This is a genomic window from Xanthobacter dioxanivorans (assembly GCF_016807805.1).
Classification (GTDB): domain Bacteria; phylum Pseudomonadota; class Alphaproteobacteria; order Rhizobiales; family Xanthobacteraceae; genus Xanthobacter; species Xanthobacter dioxanivorans.
Window position 1 is genome coordinate 3,256,514 of the sequence record NZ_CP063362.1, and the last position, 13,592, is coordinate 3,270,105.

The following is a 13,592-nucleotide window of genomic DNA, read 5'->3' on the forward strand; positions in this document are numbered from 1 at the left end:
TCACGAGGGCGTGCGCCTATTCCACCACCAGCACGATCTTGCCCACATGGGCGCTCGCATCCATGCGGGCATGGGCCGAGGCGGCATCCGCCAGGGGGAAGGTCGCGTCCACCACCGGCCGGACGGTGCCGGCGCGGACCAGCGGCCACACCGTCTCGACGATGGCGGCGGCGAGGGCCGCCTTTTCCGCCACGGGCCGCGAGCGCAGGGTCGAGCCGGTATGGGTGAGGCGCTTCAGCATCAGCCGCATGAAGTCCACCTCCGCCTTGGCGCCCTCCTGGAACGCGATCTGCACGATGCGCCCGTCCTGGGCCGCCGCCTCGTAATTCTTCTGGATGTAGCGCCCGCCGATCATGTCGAGAATGACATTGGCGCCCTTGCCGGCGGTGAAGCTCTTCACCTCGGCGACGAAGTCCTGCGTGCGGTAGTTCACCGCGAGGTCGGCGCCGAGCCTCACGCAGGCGGCGCATTTCTCGTCGGAGCCCGCCGTCACCACCACGCGGGCACCGAACGCCTTGGCGAGCTGGATGGCGGTGGTGCCGATGCCGCTCGCCCCGCCATGCAGCAGCAGGGTCTCGCCCGCCTTCAGCTGGCCGCGCTCGAAGACGTTGCTCCACACGGTGAAGACGGTCTCGGGCAGGGCCGCGGCCTCGGCGGCGGAAAGGCCGTCCGGGATGGGCAGGGCGGTGGATTCGTGGGTGGTGCAATATTGCGCATAGCCACCGCCGGTGACGAGGGCGCAGATCCGCTCGCCCAGCCGGAAGCGGCTGGCGCCCGCGCCGAGGGCCACCACGGTGCCGGCGATCTCCAGGCCGGGAATGTCGGAGGCTCCGGGCGGGGGCGGATAGAGGCCCTTGCGCTGCATCACGTCCGGGCGGTTCACGCCGGCGGCCTCCACCTTCACCAGCACTTCGCCCGGCGCGGGGCTGGGCACGGGGCGGGTGGCGGGAACCAGCACCTCGGGCCCGCCGGGGGCGGCGATGGTGACGACGGTCATGGTGGCGGGCAGGGGTGGCGGCGACATTTCGGGTGGCAGCGACATTTCGGGCTCCGGACGGATGGGGCGCGGCCCTGAGGGCGGCCCTCCGGGGGCGTGCGGGAAGGGGGCTTTAAACCGCGTGCGGGACGCGCAAGATAGGGCCGGCCGCCCGACGGCCTGAGGCCGGGGCGTGCGGCGGGCGAGAATAGGGACAGGCCTGGGAGAAGCCAATGGATGAGGAGCCGGCACCCCCGCCGCGCGAGGTGCTCGTGGAGGCGGACCTATCGCGCCTTTCCGTGGATGAGATCGAAAGCCGAATCGCGCGGCTGAGGGCGGAGATCACGCGGCTTGAGGCCGCCCTGGCGCAGAAGCAGGCGTCCCGCGCCGCCGCGGATGCGGCCTTCAGGCTCTGACCGGCGTCCGCGGGAGGGGGCGCGCTTTTAGGGCGTGCGCGTTAATCCCGCGTTAACGCGGGTGCGGCATGCTGTCCTTGTCCGCGGGATTCAGGATTCCTCCCGGACATCTGGCAACTCTCCCTGTCGGACTTCGAGCCGCCGCAAGGCGGCTCTTCTTTGTGCCCGTGGCGAAATCTCTCCCTGCCCGCGCGAACTTTTTCCATGCCCGCGGCGCCCATTTCCCCTGCCTGCGGCGACCTTTTCCCCCGTACGCGGCGCCTTGCCCGATATCCCCAGCCCGCCTGCGCCCGAAGGTCTTTACCTGCCGGGCCCGCTGCCGCTTGATGCGCCACCTGGCCTTGGCGCGGGAGCCGCACGGGCGGCACCGGTGCCGGGGCGGAGCCGTTTTGCGCCATGCGGGCGGCAGCGGGCGCAGGCGGAGGAGCGGGGTGGCAGGCGTGGCGGGTGGGGCGTTCGACGGCCTCTTTCAGGACGGCATGGCGCGGCTCGCATCCCATGTGGCGCGGCTGCGCGCCCTCGCGTCCGGCCTGCCGCCGTCCGATGCCGGAGCGCTGCTCACCCTGCTGCGGGATGCCCAGGCGGGGCTATTGCTGCTGCGCGCCCGCAGCGCCGGCGACCTGCCGGCGGCAGCAATGGCGCGGGAGGCCGGCCGCCTTTGCCTCACGCTCGATCCCGCGCGGCTCGCCCGCCTGCCACAGCCGGCCCGGCTCGTCGCGGTGGAGGCCCAGTTGCTGGCCGGGCGCATCGGCGCGCGGCTGATGGCGGACGCGACGGAGCCCGGCAAAAACGAAAAGCCGCGACGGCGGCCGAGCCGCCCGCGGCTTCATGTGGTGACGCCCGCCCCTTGAGGGGCCCTGCGGCATCTGCCCGGAGAGGCCTGCGACGGAGGCGCGCAGGCCGTTCCGCCGCAAGCGGGCGGATCAGCCCTTCAGCAGGGCGCCGAACTTGCTCTTGAAGCGGGAAACACGGCCGCCGCGATCCATCAGCTGCTGGGTGCCGCCGGTCCAGGCCGGGTGCGTGCGCGGGTCGATGTCGAGCTGAAGGGTGTCACCCTCCTTGCCGTAGGTCGACCGGGTCGTGTACTCCGAACCATCCGTCATCAGCACCTTGATGAAGTGGTAATCTGGGTGGATGTCGCTCTTCATTGGTTCAATCCTTTATCGCCACGCCGTACCGCTTGCCGGGCCAGCAGCGTCAATTTCGGTTCCTGACGGAAGTGGCGGGTCTATAGCCGAGTGCATGCCTTGACACAAGTCGACACCTCACCTGCCTCCGCAGCCCTCCCCGCCGCCGGCAAGCCGCGGCGCAGCCTGTCGCCGCTGAAGGGGCTTTGGCCCTATCTGGCGCGCTATCGCGGGCGGGTCTGCGCGGCGCTCGCCGCCATCCTGCTGGCGGCGCTGACCACGCTGGCGCTGCCGGTGGCCGTGCGCCGCATGATCGATTTCGGTTTCGCCGCCGACCATGCCGGGCTGGTCGACCGTTATTTCGCGGTGCTGGTCGGGGTGGTGGCGGTGCTCGCCCTCGCTTCCGCCGCCCGCTATTATCTGGTGACCACCCTCGGCGAGCGGGTGGTGTCGGACTTGCGCACCGCGGTCTTCGCCCGGCTGGTGACGCTGGATGGCGCCTTCTACGATACCGCGCGCTCGGGCGAGCTCACCTCGCGCCTCACCGCCGACACCACGCAGATCAAGTCCGCCGTGGGCGCCTCCGCCTCCACCGCCTTGCGCAACCTGGTGCTGTGCCTCGGCGCCATCGCCATGATGGTGGTGACGAGCCCGCGTCTGTCGGCTTTGGTGCTTATCGCCATTCCCCTCATCGTGCTGCCGCTGATGGCCTCCGGCCGCAAGGTGCGGCGCCTGTCCCGCCACGCCCAGGACACCCTCGCCGATGCCTCCGCCTATGCCGCCGAGGCGCTGAACGCCATGCGCGCGCTGCAGGCGTCGAGCGCCGAGTCGATTGCACGCGGGCGATTCGACGGGGCGGTGGAGGAGGCCTTCGGCGCGGCGCGCGATGCCACCCGGGCGCGGGCGTGGCTGACCGGCGTCGCCATCTTCCTCGTCACCGCCAGCATCGTGGCGGTGCTGTGGGCCGGCGCCCAGTCGGTGCTTGCGGGCACCATGACCTCGGGCGAGCTGAGCCAGTTCGTGCTCTACGCGGTGTTCGCCGCCGCCTCCCTCGGCAATCTTTCCGAGACCTGGGGCGAGGTGTCCGCCGCCGCCGGCGCGGCCGAGCGCATCGGCGAGCTGCTCGCGACCGAGCCCCAGGTGCGCACCCCGGCGCAGCCGCGCGCGCTGCCGGCGCGGATCTCGGGCGCCATCCGCTTCGACGAGGTGTCCTTTTCCTATCCCACGCGCGCGGACCACGCGGCGCTGCACGGCGTGTCCTTCGCCATCCGCCCCGGCGAGCGGGTGGCTCTGGTCGGCCCCTCCGGCGGCGGCAAGAGCACCGTGTTCCAGCTGCTGGAGCGCTTCTACGACCCGCAGGCCGGGCGCATCCTGCTCGACGACGTGGACATCCACGCCGCCGATCCGGTGGCGGTGCGCCGCCAGCTCGCCCTGGTGCCGCAGGAGGTGTCCATCTTCGCCGACACGGTGCGCGCCAATATCCGCCTCGGCCGGCCGGACGCCAGCGACGCCGAGGTGGAGGCCGCCGGCCGTGCCGCTTTGGTGGACGAGTTCGTCGCCCGCCTGCCGCAGGGGTGGGACGCCCGCGTCGGCGAGCGGGGGGTGACCCTTTCGGGCGGCCAGCGCCAGCGCATCGTCATCGCCCGCGCCATCCTGCGCGCGGCGCCGGTCCTGCTGCTTGACGAGGCGACCAGCGCCCTCGACGCCGAGAGCGAGACCCTGGTGCAGACGGCGCTGGAGCGGTCCATGGAGGGGCGCACCACCCTCGTCATCGCCCACCGCCTCGCCACCGTGCTCTCCGCGGACCGCATCCTGGTGATGGAGGCCGGCCGCATCGTCGACGAGGGCACCCACGCGGAACTGGTGGCCAAGGGCGGCCTCTACGCCCGCCTCGCCCAGCTCCAGTTCAACGCCGGGGCGTAAGGGCCGGGCCGCCGTTTGCGGCCGTCATCCATGCGACGAAAGGCTGTTTACGGCCGCCACTCCATGCGACGAGAGGCTGTTTACGGCCGCCACTCCATGCGAAAGGTGCGGCGGCCGGACATGGGGTTTTCGCCTTCCGACACGACGGCGAGGCCCATTTTCTCGTAGAAGCGCACGGCGCGCGGATTGTCCTGGTTCACGTCGAGGGCGACGAGGGCGGGCGAGAGGCGCCGCGCCTCCGCCATCAGCGCCTCCGCCGCGCCCTGGCCCCAGAAGCGCGGCGCCACGGCGAGCTGGTCCAGATAGCCGGTGCCGGGATGGATGACCACGAAGCCGGCCACCGTCCCCTCCGGCGCCAGCGCCACCCGCGTCAGCGCGCCACCGGCCGCCAGCTGGTCCAGATGGCCTTCGAGCCACGGGCGGCGGGCGACGAAGTCGATCTCCGGCAGGGTCCGCGCCCAGCTCTCCACCCACAGCTCCGCCATTGCGGGGCGATGGGCGGGCAGGGCAGGGGCGAGGGAAAAGGGCATGGGGATCTCGCGCGGTCGCCGGGTTGCCGCGCACGAAGCGAGGGCCGGGGCGTCCACGCTGCCCCAGGCCGGGTTGCCGCCGGCTTAATGCGGCGCGAACGGCTCAGGCCACCAGCGACGCCACGGTGGCGCGCAGCACGGTCACGGCATCGCGCGGGTCAAGGCGCACCTGCAGGCCGCGCTGGCCGCCATTGATGAACACGAGCTCGTGGGCCATCGCCTGCTGCTCCATGAGGGTGGGCACCGCGCGGCGCTGGCCGAACGGGCTGATGCCACCCACCTTGTAGCCGGTCATGCGCTCGGCATCCGCCGGCTTCATCATCTGCGCCGCCTTGCCGCCGAGGGCCGCGGCGAGCTTCTTCATGGACACCTCGTGGTCGGACGGCACGATCACGCAGGCCGGCTTGCCGTCCACCAGCGCCATCAGCGACTTGAGCACGCGCTCGGGCGCCTCGCCCAGGGCCTCCGCCGCCTGTAGGCCGATGCGCTCGGCATCGGGATCATAGTCGTAGCTGTGGACCGTGAAGGCGATGCCGGCCTGCTCCAGCATCATCGTCGCGCGGGTCGTCCTGGACATTGCACGCTCCCCCGGCGGGCCTGCGCCACCCGCGACCCGTCCATTCGAGGGCGAAGGCTTACGGCGGACCGATGCTGCAGGAAAGGGCCCCGCCGCGCGCCGCGCGCGGGTCAGATGTTCGCGCGGGGGTCGGTGCGGGCGAGGCGGGAGAGGAGATAGTCCACTTCTGCCCGCGCGGCGGCACCGAGCACGCCGCCGGGCTTACGCTGGGCATCGGAGCCGATGAAGCCACGGCGCATCAGGACGTATTTGCGCACGGCAAGTCCCACGCCCTGCTGCTGCTCGTAGCGCAGGAGCGGCAGGTGGGCGTCGAACAGATCGTGCGCGGCGTCGCGCTGCCCGGCCTTCTGCAGGCGCACCACGTCCGCCAGCATCTCGGGGAAGGCGTAGCCGGTCATGGCGCCGTCCGCGCCGCGTTCCATCTCGAAGTCGAGGAACAGGCCGCCATTGCCGGTGAGGATGGAGATGGGCCGCATGGACCCGTCCTTCTGGAAGCCGCGCAGGGTGGAGATCTTCTCCAGGCCCGGCCAGTCCTCGTGCTTGAGCATCACGCAAGAGGGATGGTCCTGGACGATCTGGCGGATTACCTTCGGCGTCATCTGCACCGTGAGGGTGAGGGGATAGTCCTGGATCACGAACGGGATGTCGTCGCCGATGGCCTCGATGGCCTGCCGGTAATAGGTGAGGATCTGGTCGTCGGTGCGCAGGCTCGGCACCGGCGCGATCATCACCCCGGCGGCGCCCTTGTCCATCACTGCACGCGACAGCGAGCGCATGGCGGCGAAGCCCGGCGCCGAGACGCCGACGATGACCGGAAGGCCGGCCATGCCGGTGACGAAGCGCGCCGCGATGTCGAGGGATTCCTCCGGCTCCAGCTTCGGCGCCTCGCCCATGATGCCGAGCACGGTCACGCCGGTGGCGCCGGCCGCCAGGTAGCGCTCCATCAGCGTGGCCACGGAGGCGTCGTCGATGCGCCCGTCGGGCAAAAACGGCGTCGGGGCGATGGGGAACAGGCCGCTTGCAGTGACGTCGAGAGCCATGGGGAGATCCTTGGAAGCGTTTTCGGGCGAAGTGGGGACCGGTTCGCGACCGGAAAACGCGTTGAAACAATGAGCTAGAGCTGGTCCGGTGAACGGAGTTCGCCGGACGTGCTCTAGATGCTGGCGATCAGCCCGCCGTCCACGCGGATGACGGAGCCGGTAAGGTAGGAGGCGCGGGCGCTGGCGAGGAAGGCGACCACGTCGGCATATTCCTGCGGCTCGCCATACCGGCCGACCGGGATCGAGCCGGTGCTCTCGGTGGAGACCTCTTCCACCGTGCGCCCTTCGCGCTTCGCCTTCTGCTCGTCCAGGAACTTGATGCGGTCGGTGGCGATGCGGCCGGGCAGGACGATGTTGGCGGTGATGCCGTCACGCGCCACCTCGCGCGCCAGGGTCTTGGACCAGCCCACCAGCGACAGACGCAACGCGTTGGAAATGCCGAGATTGGGGATCGGTGCCACCACGCCGGAGGAGGTGGAGGTGACGATGCGGCCCCACTTGCGCGCCCGCATGCCCGGCAAGGCGCGGTCGGTGATGGCGATCACCGAGAGCACCATCTGCTGGAAGCTCCTGGCCCACAGCTCCGGCGACTGGCCGCCGGCCGGCGTGGGGGGCGGGCCACCGGTGTTGTTCACCAGAACGTCCACCGGGCCCAGCGCCGCCTCGATGGCGGCGAAGCGGGCCTCCACCACGGACAGGTCCGCCAGGTCCCAAGGCAGGGCAAGGGCGGTGCCACCGGCCGCGGCGATGGCGGCGGCGGTGTGCTCCACCGCCGCCGGGTCGATGTCGCCGAGGGCGACGCGCATGCCTTCCCGCGCCAGGGTGGTGGCTATGGCCGTGCCGAGACCGCCGCCCGCGCCGAGCACGAGGGCGACCTTTCCGTTCAATCCGAGGTCCATGGACATTCCTTCACGATGACGGGCATGCGTTGCACGGCCCGGAGTCAGTCGGCAAGGCCGAGGTGGCCCTTGGGCGCGCCGGTGGCGGAGCGCTCGATATAGTCGGCCTTGCTGTATTGCATGTGATCGACGCAGAGCTGGGCGAGGGCCCAGCTGTCCGTGCCCTGCAGCAGCTCGATCATCACGTCGTGCTGGCGGCGGGACAGAAGCAGGCCGTCGCGGTCGGCGAGGTTCTTGGCGCGCATGGGCAGGGTCAGTCCCATATAATCCTGGAGCGAGCGCACCAGATAAGGGTTCCCGCAGCCGGAGAACAGGGTGATGTGGAACGCATCGTTGGTCTCGTGGATGCCGCGCAGGTCGCCGGCCTCCGCATGCCGGCAATAGTCCGCCTGGATCTCCTTGAGCCTGTGGATGAGCTCCGGCGCCGCGGGCAGCGGGATTTTCAGCGCGGCCTGCCGGGTCAGCATCTCGCGCACCTCGTAGATCTGCCGCACCTCGTCCGCCGAATAGGAGCAGACGGTGGCACCCACGTTCTTCTCGCGGCGCACGACGCCGGTGCGCTCCAACTGCACCAGCGCCTGCCGGATATAATGGCGGGAGGCGCCGTAGCGGGCCATGAGGGTGTCCTCCACCAGGCGCGAGCCCGGCGCGAGGCGGCCGAAGATGATGTCCTCCTCCAGCCGGCGCAGGATCTCGGCCTGCTCGTCGGCGCGGGTGGCGGAAAACGGCAGCTCGCTCATGCGGCGTCCCTGCGGGCGGTCTCGAAGCCGGAGATGCGGTAGCAGTCCTCCACCAGCCGCAGGGTCTCCAGATTGTCCTCGGGCGCGGTCTCGAACGGCGCGCCGGTGCGCAGGCCATCGACGAAATGGGCGATGGTGGCGGCGTAGGAGCCGAGATAGGTCGCGTCCGGGTCAAAGGCGAGGCGCTCGTCCCGGCGGCCGGACAGGGACAGGTCCACGCCGTCGAGGCGGACCGCGCCCGCATCGCCCAGCACCACCAGCCGGTCCACCTGCTGGGCCGGCGCGCCATGGGCGGCGAAGCTGGCGAACACCGCGACGCCGGCGCCGTCCGCCGTGCGCAGATGGATCACCGCCCCGTCCTCGCCGCGCATGTCGGGGCAGGTCCGGCTCAGGGCCGCGGCCTCGACCTTCAGCGGGCCGAGCAGCATGCGCAGCGTGTCGAGGTGATGGATCAGCACCTCCGCCACCAGCATCCGCGCCTCGGTGCGCATGAAGGGCTGGCGCTCCAGCGCCCAGAGATGGCCGTCGGCATCCGGCACCGTGCCCGAGGTGACGAGGGTGAGCGCGGCCGCCTTCACCTGCCCGATGGCGCCGGAGCGGATCCAGTCCGCCGCCTGCCGGTAATAGGCGCGGAACCGCCAGTTCTCGTGCACCATCAGGCGCACCCGGCCGCCGATGTCGGCCACCAGCCGCTCGGCCTCCGCAAGGGTGGGCGCCAGCGGCTTCTGGCACAGGATGGGCAGGCCGTGGTCCGCCGCGAGCCGCGCCAGATCCGCATGGACGGCGCGGGGTGCGGCGATGTCCACGGCATCGATGCCACCCGCCGCCAGCATCGCCTGCGCGCTGGTGAACACCGCGGGGATGGCGAACGCCGCCGCCCGTTCCGCCGCGTGCTCAGGCGAGGGATCGGCGATGGCCACCACACGCGCCGCGTCGCCCTGCGCCCGCCAGCCCTTCAGGTGGTGCTGGGTGACCCAGCCGGCGCCAATGAGGCCGACCCGCAACGGCTCCGACATCAGTGCGTCCTCCGCTGGACGGCGGCGCGGATGGCGGCCGCGCCGCTCTCGTGGGACGCGATGGCGTTCCCGCTGTCGGCGTCGAACAGATAGGCCGCGTCGGCGCGGAAGAACAGCTCCACTTTCTGCTCCGGCGCCGCCACCACGTGGCGGGGCAGGCGGGCGGTGATCTCGCCGCCGCTTTCCAGCTCCACCAGCAGCAGCGTCTCCGCGCCCAGCGGCTCCACCGCGATGGTGCGGCCCCGGACGGTGCCGTAGGGCTGTCCCTCCATGGCCGCCGCGTCGATCATCATGTCCTCCGCCCGCACCCCGAGGGTGACCGTGCGGCCGTCATAGGACCCGAGCACGGCGTCGGTCCAGCGGGAGAGCGGGGCATCCAGCGCCGGGCTCGCCGCGCGCCGGCTTTCCGCCGCCAGGCTCGCCGCCATGAGATTCATGGGCGGTGAGCCCAGGAAGCGGGCGACGAAGGTGTTGGCGGGCTGCCAGTAGACGTCGAGCGGCGCGCCGATCTGCGCGACGCGCCCGGCATTCATCACGCAGATGCGGGTGCCCATGGTCATCGCCTCCACCTGGTCGTGGGTCACGTAGATCATGGTCGAGCCGAGCCGGTGATGCTGCTTGATGATCTCGCTGCGGGTGTTGACGCGCAGGGCGGCGTCGAGGTTCGAGAGCGGCTCGTCGAACAGGAACACCTGCGGCTCGCGCACCATGGCCCGGCCGAGGGCGACGCGCTGGCGCTGGCCGCCCGACAGGGCGCTGGGCCGGCGCGCCAGCAATGGTGCGAGGCCGAGGATGTCCGCCACCTGCGCCACCCGCCGGTCGATCTCCGCACCGGGAAGGCTGCGCCGGCGCAGGCCGAATGCGAGGTTCTCCGCCACGCTCATGTGCGGATAGAGGGCGTAGGACTGGAACACCATGGCGATGTCCCGGTCCTTGGCCGGCACGTCGTTCACCACCCGCCCGTCGATGGAGAGGGTGCCGCCGGAGATGGTCTCCAGCCCGGCGATCATGCGCAGCGTGGTGGACTTGCCGCAGCCGGACGGGCCGAGCAGCACCATGAACTCGCCGTCGTTCACGGTGAGGTCCACGTTCTCCACCACGGTCGGTCCGCCGCCGCCATAGCGCTTGACGATGCGGTCGAGTTTCACGACGGCCATGGCTGCCTCACTTGATGGCGCCCGCGGTCATGCCGCGGATGAGTTTCTCGGAGAAGAAGACGTAGGCGATGATGACCGGGATGACCGAGATCATCACCCCGGTGGCGATCATGCCGATGTCCTGGAAATGATCGCCCATGAAGGCACGGATGCCGATGGGCAGGGTGCGCTTGTCGGGATCGGTGATGAGCACCACGGCGAACAGGAACTCGTTCCACAGCTGGATGAAGTTCAGGATCAGCGTGGTGGCGATGGCCGGCATGCCCACCGGCAGGACGATGCGCCAGAAGATCTCCAGGTCGCCGTAGCCGTCGATCTTGGCCGCGTCGAACAGGTCCTGCGGGATGCGGGCGAAGAAGCCTTCCAGCAGATAGACGGTGAGTGGCAGCTGGAGCGAGATGTAGACCAGGGAGAGGCCAAGAAGGCTGTTGTACAGATTGTAGTCTACCAGGATCTGGTACAACGAGATCAAGGTGATCTGCGGCGGGAAGATGATGGACGAGAACAAGATGCCGTAGATCAGCCGGTTGCCGCGGAAGCGGTAGCGCGCCAAAGCGTGGGCCGCGCCCGCGCCGATGAGCGTGACCACCGCCACCGCGCCCACCACCACGAGGGTGGAGTTCCAGAAATAGGTTGCGAAGTCGGAATCCACCCAGGCGCTGCGGAACTGCTCCCAGTGGAAGGGCTTGGGCCAGGCATAGTGATCGGCGCTGATCTCCGCCGTGGTGCGCACCGACATGGTGGCGAGCCACAAAAACGGGCCGAGCGTGTAGACGGTGTAGACGCCCAGAACCAGGGCGAGCATGCCCCGGCCGAACAGGCGCGGCAGGGGCGCGGGGCCTTCGCGGGCGGCGATGGTGGCCATCTCAATACTCCAGCCGCTCGCGCGAGCCGAGCACGCGGTTGAGGATGATGACGGAGGCGCAGACCACCAGGAACCAGACCGTGGCGATGGCCGAGGGATAGCCGAGGTCGAAGGTGTTCCAGTTGAAGGCGCGCTTGTAGACGTAGGTGGAGACCGTCTCGGTGGCCCAGAGCGGCCCGCCCTGCGTCATGATCCAGACCAGGTCGAAGATCTTCATCTTGCCGATGAAGGCAAGGATGTAGAGGCTGAGCAACGTCGGTCGCAGCATGGGGATGATGATGAAGCGCAACTTGGCTCCCCAGCCGCAATTGTCGAGGTCGGCCGCCTCCAAGACTTCCTTTGGCAGCGAGTGGATCGCCGCGAGGCACACCACCATGTTGAACCCCGCCCATTTCCAGGCATGGGTGACGATGAGCGAGGCCAGCGCGAGCTTGGGGTCGCCGAGCCAGGAGGAGGCGAGGGCGTCGAGGCCGACGGTGCGCAGCAGCACGTTCAGCACGCCCCAATCGTAATTGTAGATCCACATCCACAGGATCGCGACGACCACGTAGGAGAGCAGCACCGGGGTGAACCACGCCACCCGCAGGAAGCGGGCGAACGGCACGCCGGCATAGAGCGCCAGCGCCAGCAGAAGGCCGGTGGCCACGTCGAGCACGGGGGCCACGAACGACCAGATGAAGGTGTTGCGCACCGCGATCCAGAAGGTCTCGTCGCCCATCAGATCGCGATAGTTGGCAAGGCCGACGAAGGTGGCGTCCATGCCCTCGATGGTGAAGAAGCTGTCATAGATGGTGCGGAAGGCGGGGTAGGCGGTGAGCCCGCCATAGACCAGCAGGCCCGGCCCAAGGAAGACGGCGAGCACCAGGCGGCTGGCGCGGCGCGGATCGGCGAGGGAGGAGGAGGCGGAGGAGGAGGCTTGCGCCTCCCCGCTCCTGGACTTGCCCTGCAAGGCGGCGGCGTCGGGCATGGGTCAGTTCTTCAGGCAGGCGGCGTCCATCTTCTCCGCCGCCTCCTGCACGCTGATCAGGCCGGCGGGGAATGCGCTGTTCATCACCTGCACATAGGTGTCGGCGCACTTGGCCCGATAGTAGAGAAGCGGGGTGCCGAAGAAGTAGTTCACGTTCGTGTTGCGGGCGTTCAGGTCGGCGAAATATGCCTTGTGCGGGCTCTCGATCTTGGCGGGATCGGATTTGAGGCCGCTCTGCAGCGACACCTGGCTGATCCACTTGGTGCCGTTTTCGGCGGTGGCCATGGACTTGAGGAGCGCGCCGGCGCAGTCCTTGTTCTTGCCCTTGGAATACATCACGAAGCTGCCGGCCACGGCGAGGGTCTTGCAATCCGGGCAGGCGCCCTTGTCCATGGCGGGGAACTGCATGATGCCGAGCGGGAAATTGTCCGGCATGCCGCCTTTCTCCGGCGGGGCGAAGGCGCGGCCGGTGAACCAGCTGGGATCGGGGAAGGTCAACGCGCCGGGCGTATTGTAGAAGTAGAAGTGGCTCTCGCCGAGCTTCAGGGTGGAGAAGCTTTTGGGATAGGCGCCGGCGTCCACCAGCCCCTTGAACCAGGTCATCACTTCGGCGACCCGCGGGTCCTTGAACGACAATTCGCCGGTGAGCAGCTTGCCGTAGTCGTCCTTGCCGAGCTTGCGCAGCAGGGATTCGAACAGCAGCAGCCCGCCCGGGAACGGCCGGTCGCCGACCCCCTGCGCCACCGGGGTGATGCCGGCGGCGGCGCCCTTCTTCACCAGGTCGGCGAACTGCGCCTGGGTGAGCTGGCCGGAGGCGGGAACGTCGATGCCGACTTTCTTGACCAGGTCCTTGTTGTAGTAGAGCTCGACCGTATAGGCCTCCACCGGCACGCCATAGACCTTGCCCTTGGAGGTCCAGGCGGGCTTTGCCCAGTCTTCGAGGCCGGCAAGGTCGATGTAGCCGTCGAGCGGTTCGAGGAAGCCGCCGGCGAGGAATTCCGGCTGGTCGGGCTCCATGTAGAAGATGTCCGGCGCCTGGCCGGTGCGCACGGCGGATTTGGCCTGGGTGTAGATGTCCGCCTTGGGGATGAAGCTCAGCTTCACCGTGCACTGCTTGTTGGCCGCCTCGAAGTCCTTGACCCGCGCGGTCACCCAATCCTTCTTCGCCGGCTCGTCCGGCCAGTTGCTCCACATGGTGATCTGGGTCGGCTCCTGCGCCAGCGCGGGGCCCGCTCCCCCTGCCGCGGCGGCCAGTATCGCTGCGATGCCGATCCTCCGAATGCTCTTCATTGGCGTTGCTCCCTGTGGATGCCTGTTCTGATTTTGGCGGGAGAGTGCGGGCGGGGCATTTTATTGTCA

Annotated in this window: 15 protein-coding genes; 3 read left to right on the plus strand and 12 right to left on the minus strand. The window is 69.7% G+C overall.

Annotation, left to right across the window (positions count from 1 at the left end; all coding sequences use genetic code 11):
- Positions 1–16: 16 nt before the first annotated feature.
- A complete protein-coding gene (locus tag EZH22_RS15205; RefSeq protein WP_231710978.1) occupies positions 17–1,042 on the minus strand; it encodes an NAD(P)H-quinone oxidoreductase in 1,026 nt (341 codons plus the stop codon).
- 167 nt (positions 1,043–1,209) lie between these two features.
- Here EZH22_RS15205 and EZH22_RS15210 point away from each other — a divergent pair, with 167 nt between their 5' ends.
- Both EZH22_RS15210 and EZH22_RS15215 read left to right on the plus strand, forming a co-directional pair.
- The gene (locus tag EZH22_RS15210; RefSeq protein ID WP_203191408.1) at positions 1,210–1,392 is read left to right on the plus strand and encodes a DUF1192 domain-containing protein; all 183 of its coding nucleotides are present in this window, start codon (positions 1,210–1,212) and stop codon (positions 1,390–1,392) included.
- A gap of 431 nt (positions 1,393–1,823) precedes the next feature.
- The gene (locus tag EZH22_RS15215; RefSeq protein WP_203191409.1) at positions 1,824–2,243 is read left to right on the plus strand and encodes a hypothetical protein; all 420 of its coding nucleotides are present in this window, start codon (positions 1,824–1,826) and stop codon (positions 2,241–2,243) included.
- A 72-nt stretch (positions 2,244–2,315) separates the two neighbouring features.
- Here EZH22_RS15215 and rpmE read toward each other — a convergent pair whose 3' ends face one another.
- On the minus strand, positions 2,316–2,540 hold the full coding sequence (gene rpmE, locus EZH22_RS15220) for a 50S ribosomal protein L31 (RefSeq protein WP_203191410.1): 225 nt from the start codon (positions 2,538–2,540) through the stop codon (positions 2,316–2,318).
- 90 nt (positions 2,541–2,630) lie between these two features.
- On the opposite strand from rpmE, the gene EZH22_RS15225 reads away from it, so the two are divergent.
- Positions 2,631–4,442, plus strand: a complete 1,812-nt coding sequence (locus tag EZH22_RS15225) for an ABC transporter transmembrane domain-containing protein (RefSeq protein ID WP_203191411.1) — start codon at positions 2,631–2,633, stop codon at positions 4,440–4,442.
- 80 nt (positions 4,443–4,522) lie between these two features.
- On the opposite strand, the gene EZH22_RS15230 is transcribed toward EZH22_RS15225, so the two are convergent.
- From EZH22_RS15230 to EZH22_RS15275, 10 genes are all read right to left on the minus strand, one after another.
- Positions 4,523–4,972, minus strand: a complete 450-nt coding sequence (locus EZH22_RS15230) for a GNAT family N-acetyltransferase (protein ID WP_203191412.1) — start codon at positions 4,970–4,972, stop codon at positions 4,523–4,525.
- 103 nt (positions 4,973–5,075) lie between these two features.
- The gene (gene ybaK / locus EZH22_RS15235; protein WP_203191413.1) at positions 5,076–5,549 is read right to left on the minus strand and encodes a Cys-tRNA(Pro) deacylase; all 474 of its coding nucleotides are present in this window, start codon (positions 5,547–5,549) and stop codon (positions 5,076–5,078) included.
- Positions 5,550–5,659: 110 nt separating this feature from the next.
- A complete protein-coding gene (locus EZH22_RS15240; RefSeq protein WP_203191414.1) occupies positions 5,660–6,589 on the minus strand; it encodes a dihydrodipicolinate synthase family protein in 930 nt (309 codons plus the stop codon).
- A gap of 113 nt (positions 6,590–6,702) precedes the next feature.
- On the minus strand, positions 6,703–7,488 hold the full coding sequence (locus EZH22_RS15245) for an SDR family oxidoreductase (protein ID WP_203191415.1): 786 nt from the start codon (positions 7,486–7,488) through the stop codon (positions 6,703–6,705).
- 44 nt (positions 7,489–7,532) lie between these two features.
- Entirely contained in the window at positions 7,533–8,228 is a 696-nt protein-coding gene (locus EZH22_RS15250) for a GntR family transcriptional regulator (RefSeq protein WP_203191416.1), read from the minus strand.
- Positions 8,225–9,244 carry a Gfo/Idh/MocA family protein gene (locus EZH22_RS15255; protein ID WP_203191417.1) on the minus strand — a complete coding sequence of 340 codons (1,020 nt, stop codon included), beginning with the start codon at positions 9,242–9,244 and terminating at the stop codon, positions 8,225–8,227. The genes EZH22_RS15250 and EZH22_RS15255 overlap by 4 nt, the downstream gene beginning before the upstream one ends.
- Positions 9,244–10,401: an ABC transporter ATP-binding protein gene (locus EZH22_RS15260; protein ID WP_203191418.1), complete on the minus strand. Its 1,158-nt coding sequence runs from the start codon at positions 10,399–10,401 to the stop codon at positions 9,244–9,246. The genes EZH22_RS15255 and EZH22_RS15260 overlap by 1 nt, the downstream gene beginning before the upstream one ends.
- A gap of 7 nt (positions 10,402–10,408) precedes the next feature.
- Complete coding sequence (locus EZH22_RS15265; protein WP_203191419.1) at positions 10,409–11,266, minus strand: carbohydrate ABC transporter permease; 858 nt, start codon at positions 11,264–11,266, stop codon at positions 10,409–10,411.
- A 1-nt stretch (position 11,267) separates the two neighbouring features.
- On the minus strand, positions 11,268–12,233 hold the full coding sequence (locus EZH22_RS15270; protein ID WP_203191420.1) for a carbohydrate ABC transporter permease: 966 nt from the start codon (positions 12,231–12,233) through the stop codon (positions 11,268–11,270).
- Positions 12,234–12,236: 3 nt separating this feature from the next.
- The gene (locus EZH22_RS15275; RefSeq protein ID WP_203191421.1) at positions 12,237–13,523 is read right to left on the minus strand and encodes an ABC transporter substrate-binding protein; all 1,287 of its coding nucleotides are present in this window, start codon (positions 13,521–13,523) and stop codon (positions 12,237–12,239) included.
- Positions 13,524–13,592: the final 69 nt, after the last annotated feature.

What these genes read in the sequence shown, in the direction of transcription:
- EZH22_RS15240 (WP_203191414.1), bottom strand. Translation starts at nt 6,589, where the DNA reads ATGGCTCTCGACGTCACTGCAAGCGGCCTGTTCCCCATCGCCCCGACG.
- EZH22_RS15210 (WP_203191408.1), top strand. Translation starts at nt 1,210, where the DNA reads ATGGATGAGGAGCCGGCACCCCCGCCGCGCGAGGTGCTCGTGGAGGCG.
- EZH22_RS15245 (WP_203191415.1), bottom strand. Translation starts at nt 7,488, where the DNA reads ATGGACCTCGGATTGAACGGAAAGGTCGCCCTCGTGCTCGGCGCGGGC.
- EZH22_RS15255 (WP_203191417.1), bottom strand. Translation starts at nt 9,244, where the DNA reads ATGTCGGAGCCGTTGCGGGTCGGCCTCATTGGCGCCGGCTGGGTCACC.
- EZH22_RS15270 (WP_203191420.1), bottom strand. Translation starts at nt 12,233, where the DNA reads ATGCCCGACGCCGCCGCCTTGCAGGGCAAGTCCAGGAGCGGGGAGGCG.
- EZH22_RS15205 (WP_231710978.1), bottom strand. Translation starts at nt 1,042, where the DNA reads ATGTCGCTGCCACCCGAAATGTCGCCGCCACCCCTGCCCGCCACCATG.
- EZH22_RS15250 (WP_203191416.1), bottom strand. Translation starts at nt 8,228, where the DNA reads ATGAGCGAGCTGCCGTTTTCCGCCACCCGCGCCGACGAGCAGGCCGAG.
- EZH22_RS15230 (WP_203191412.1), bottom strand. Translation starts at nt 4,972, where the DNA reads ATGCCCTTTTCCCTCGCCCCTGCCCTGCCCGCCCATCGCCCCGCAATG.
- EZH22_RS15260 (WP_203191418.1), bottom strand. Translation starts at nt 10,401, where the DNA reads ATGGCCGTCGTGAAACTCGACCGCATCGTCAAGCGCTATGGCGGCGGC.
- rpmE (WP_203191410.1), bottom strand. Translation starts at nt 2,540, where the DNA reads ATGAAGAGCGACATCCACCCAGATTACCACTTCATCAAGGTGCTGATG.
- EZH22_RS15265 (WP_203191419.1), bottom strand. Translation starts at nt 11,266, where the DNA reads ATGGCCACCATCGCCGCCCGCGAAGGCCCCGCGCCCCTGCCGCGCCTG.
- ybaK (WP_203191413.1), bottom strand. Translation starts at nt 5,549, where the DNA reads ATGTCCAGGACGACCCGCGCGACGATGATGCTGGAGCAGGCCGGCATC.
- EZH22_RS15275 (WP_203191421.1), bottom strand. Translation starts at nt 13,523, where the DNA reads ATGAAGAGCATTCGGAGGATCGGCATCGCAGCGATACTGGCCGCCGCG.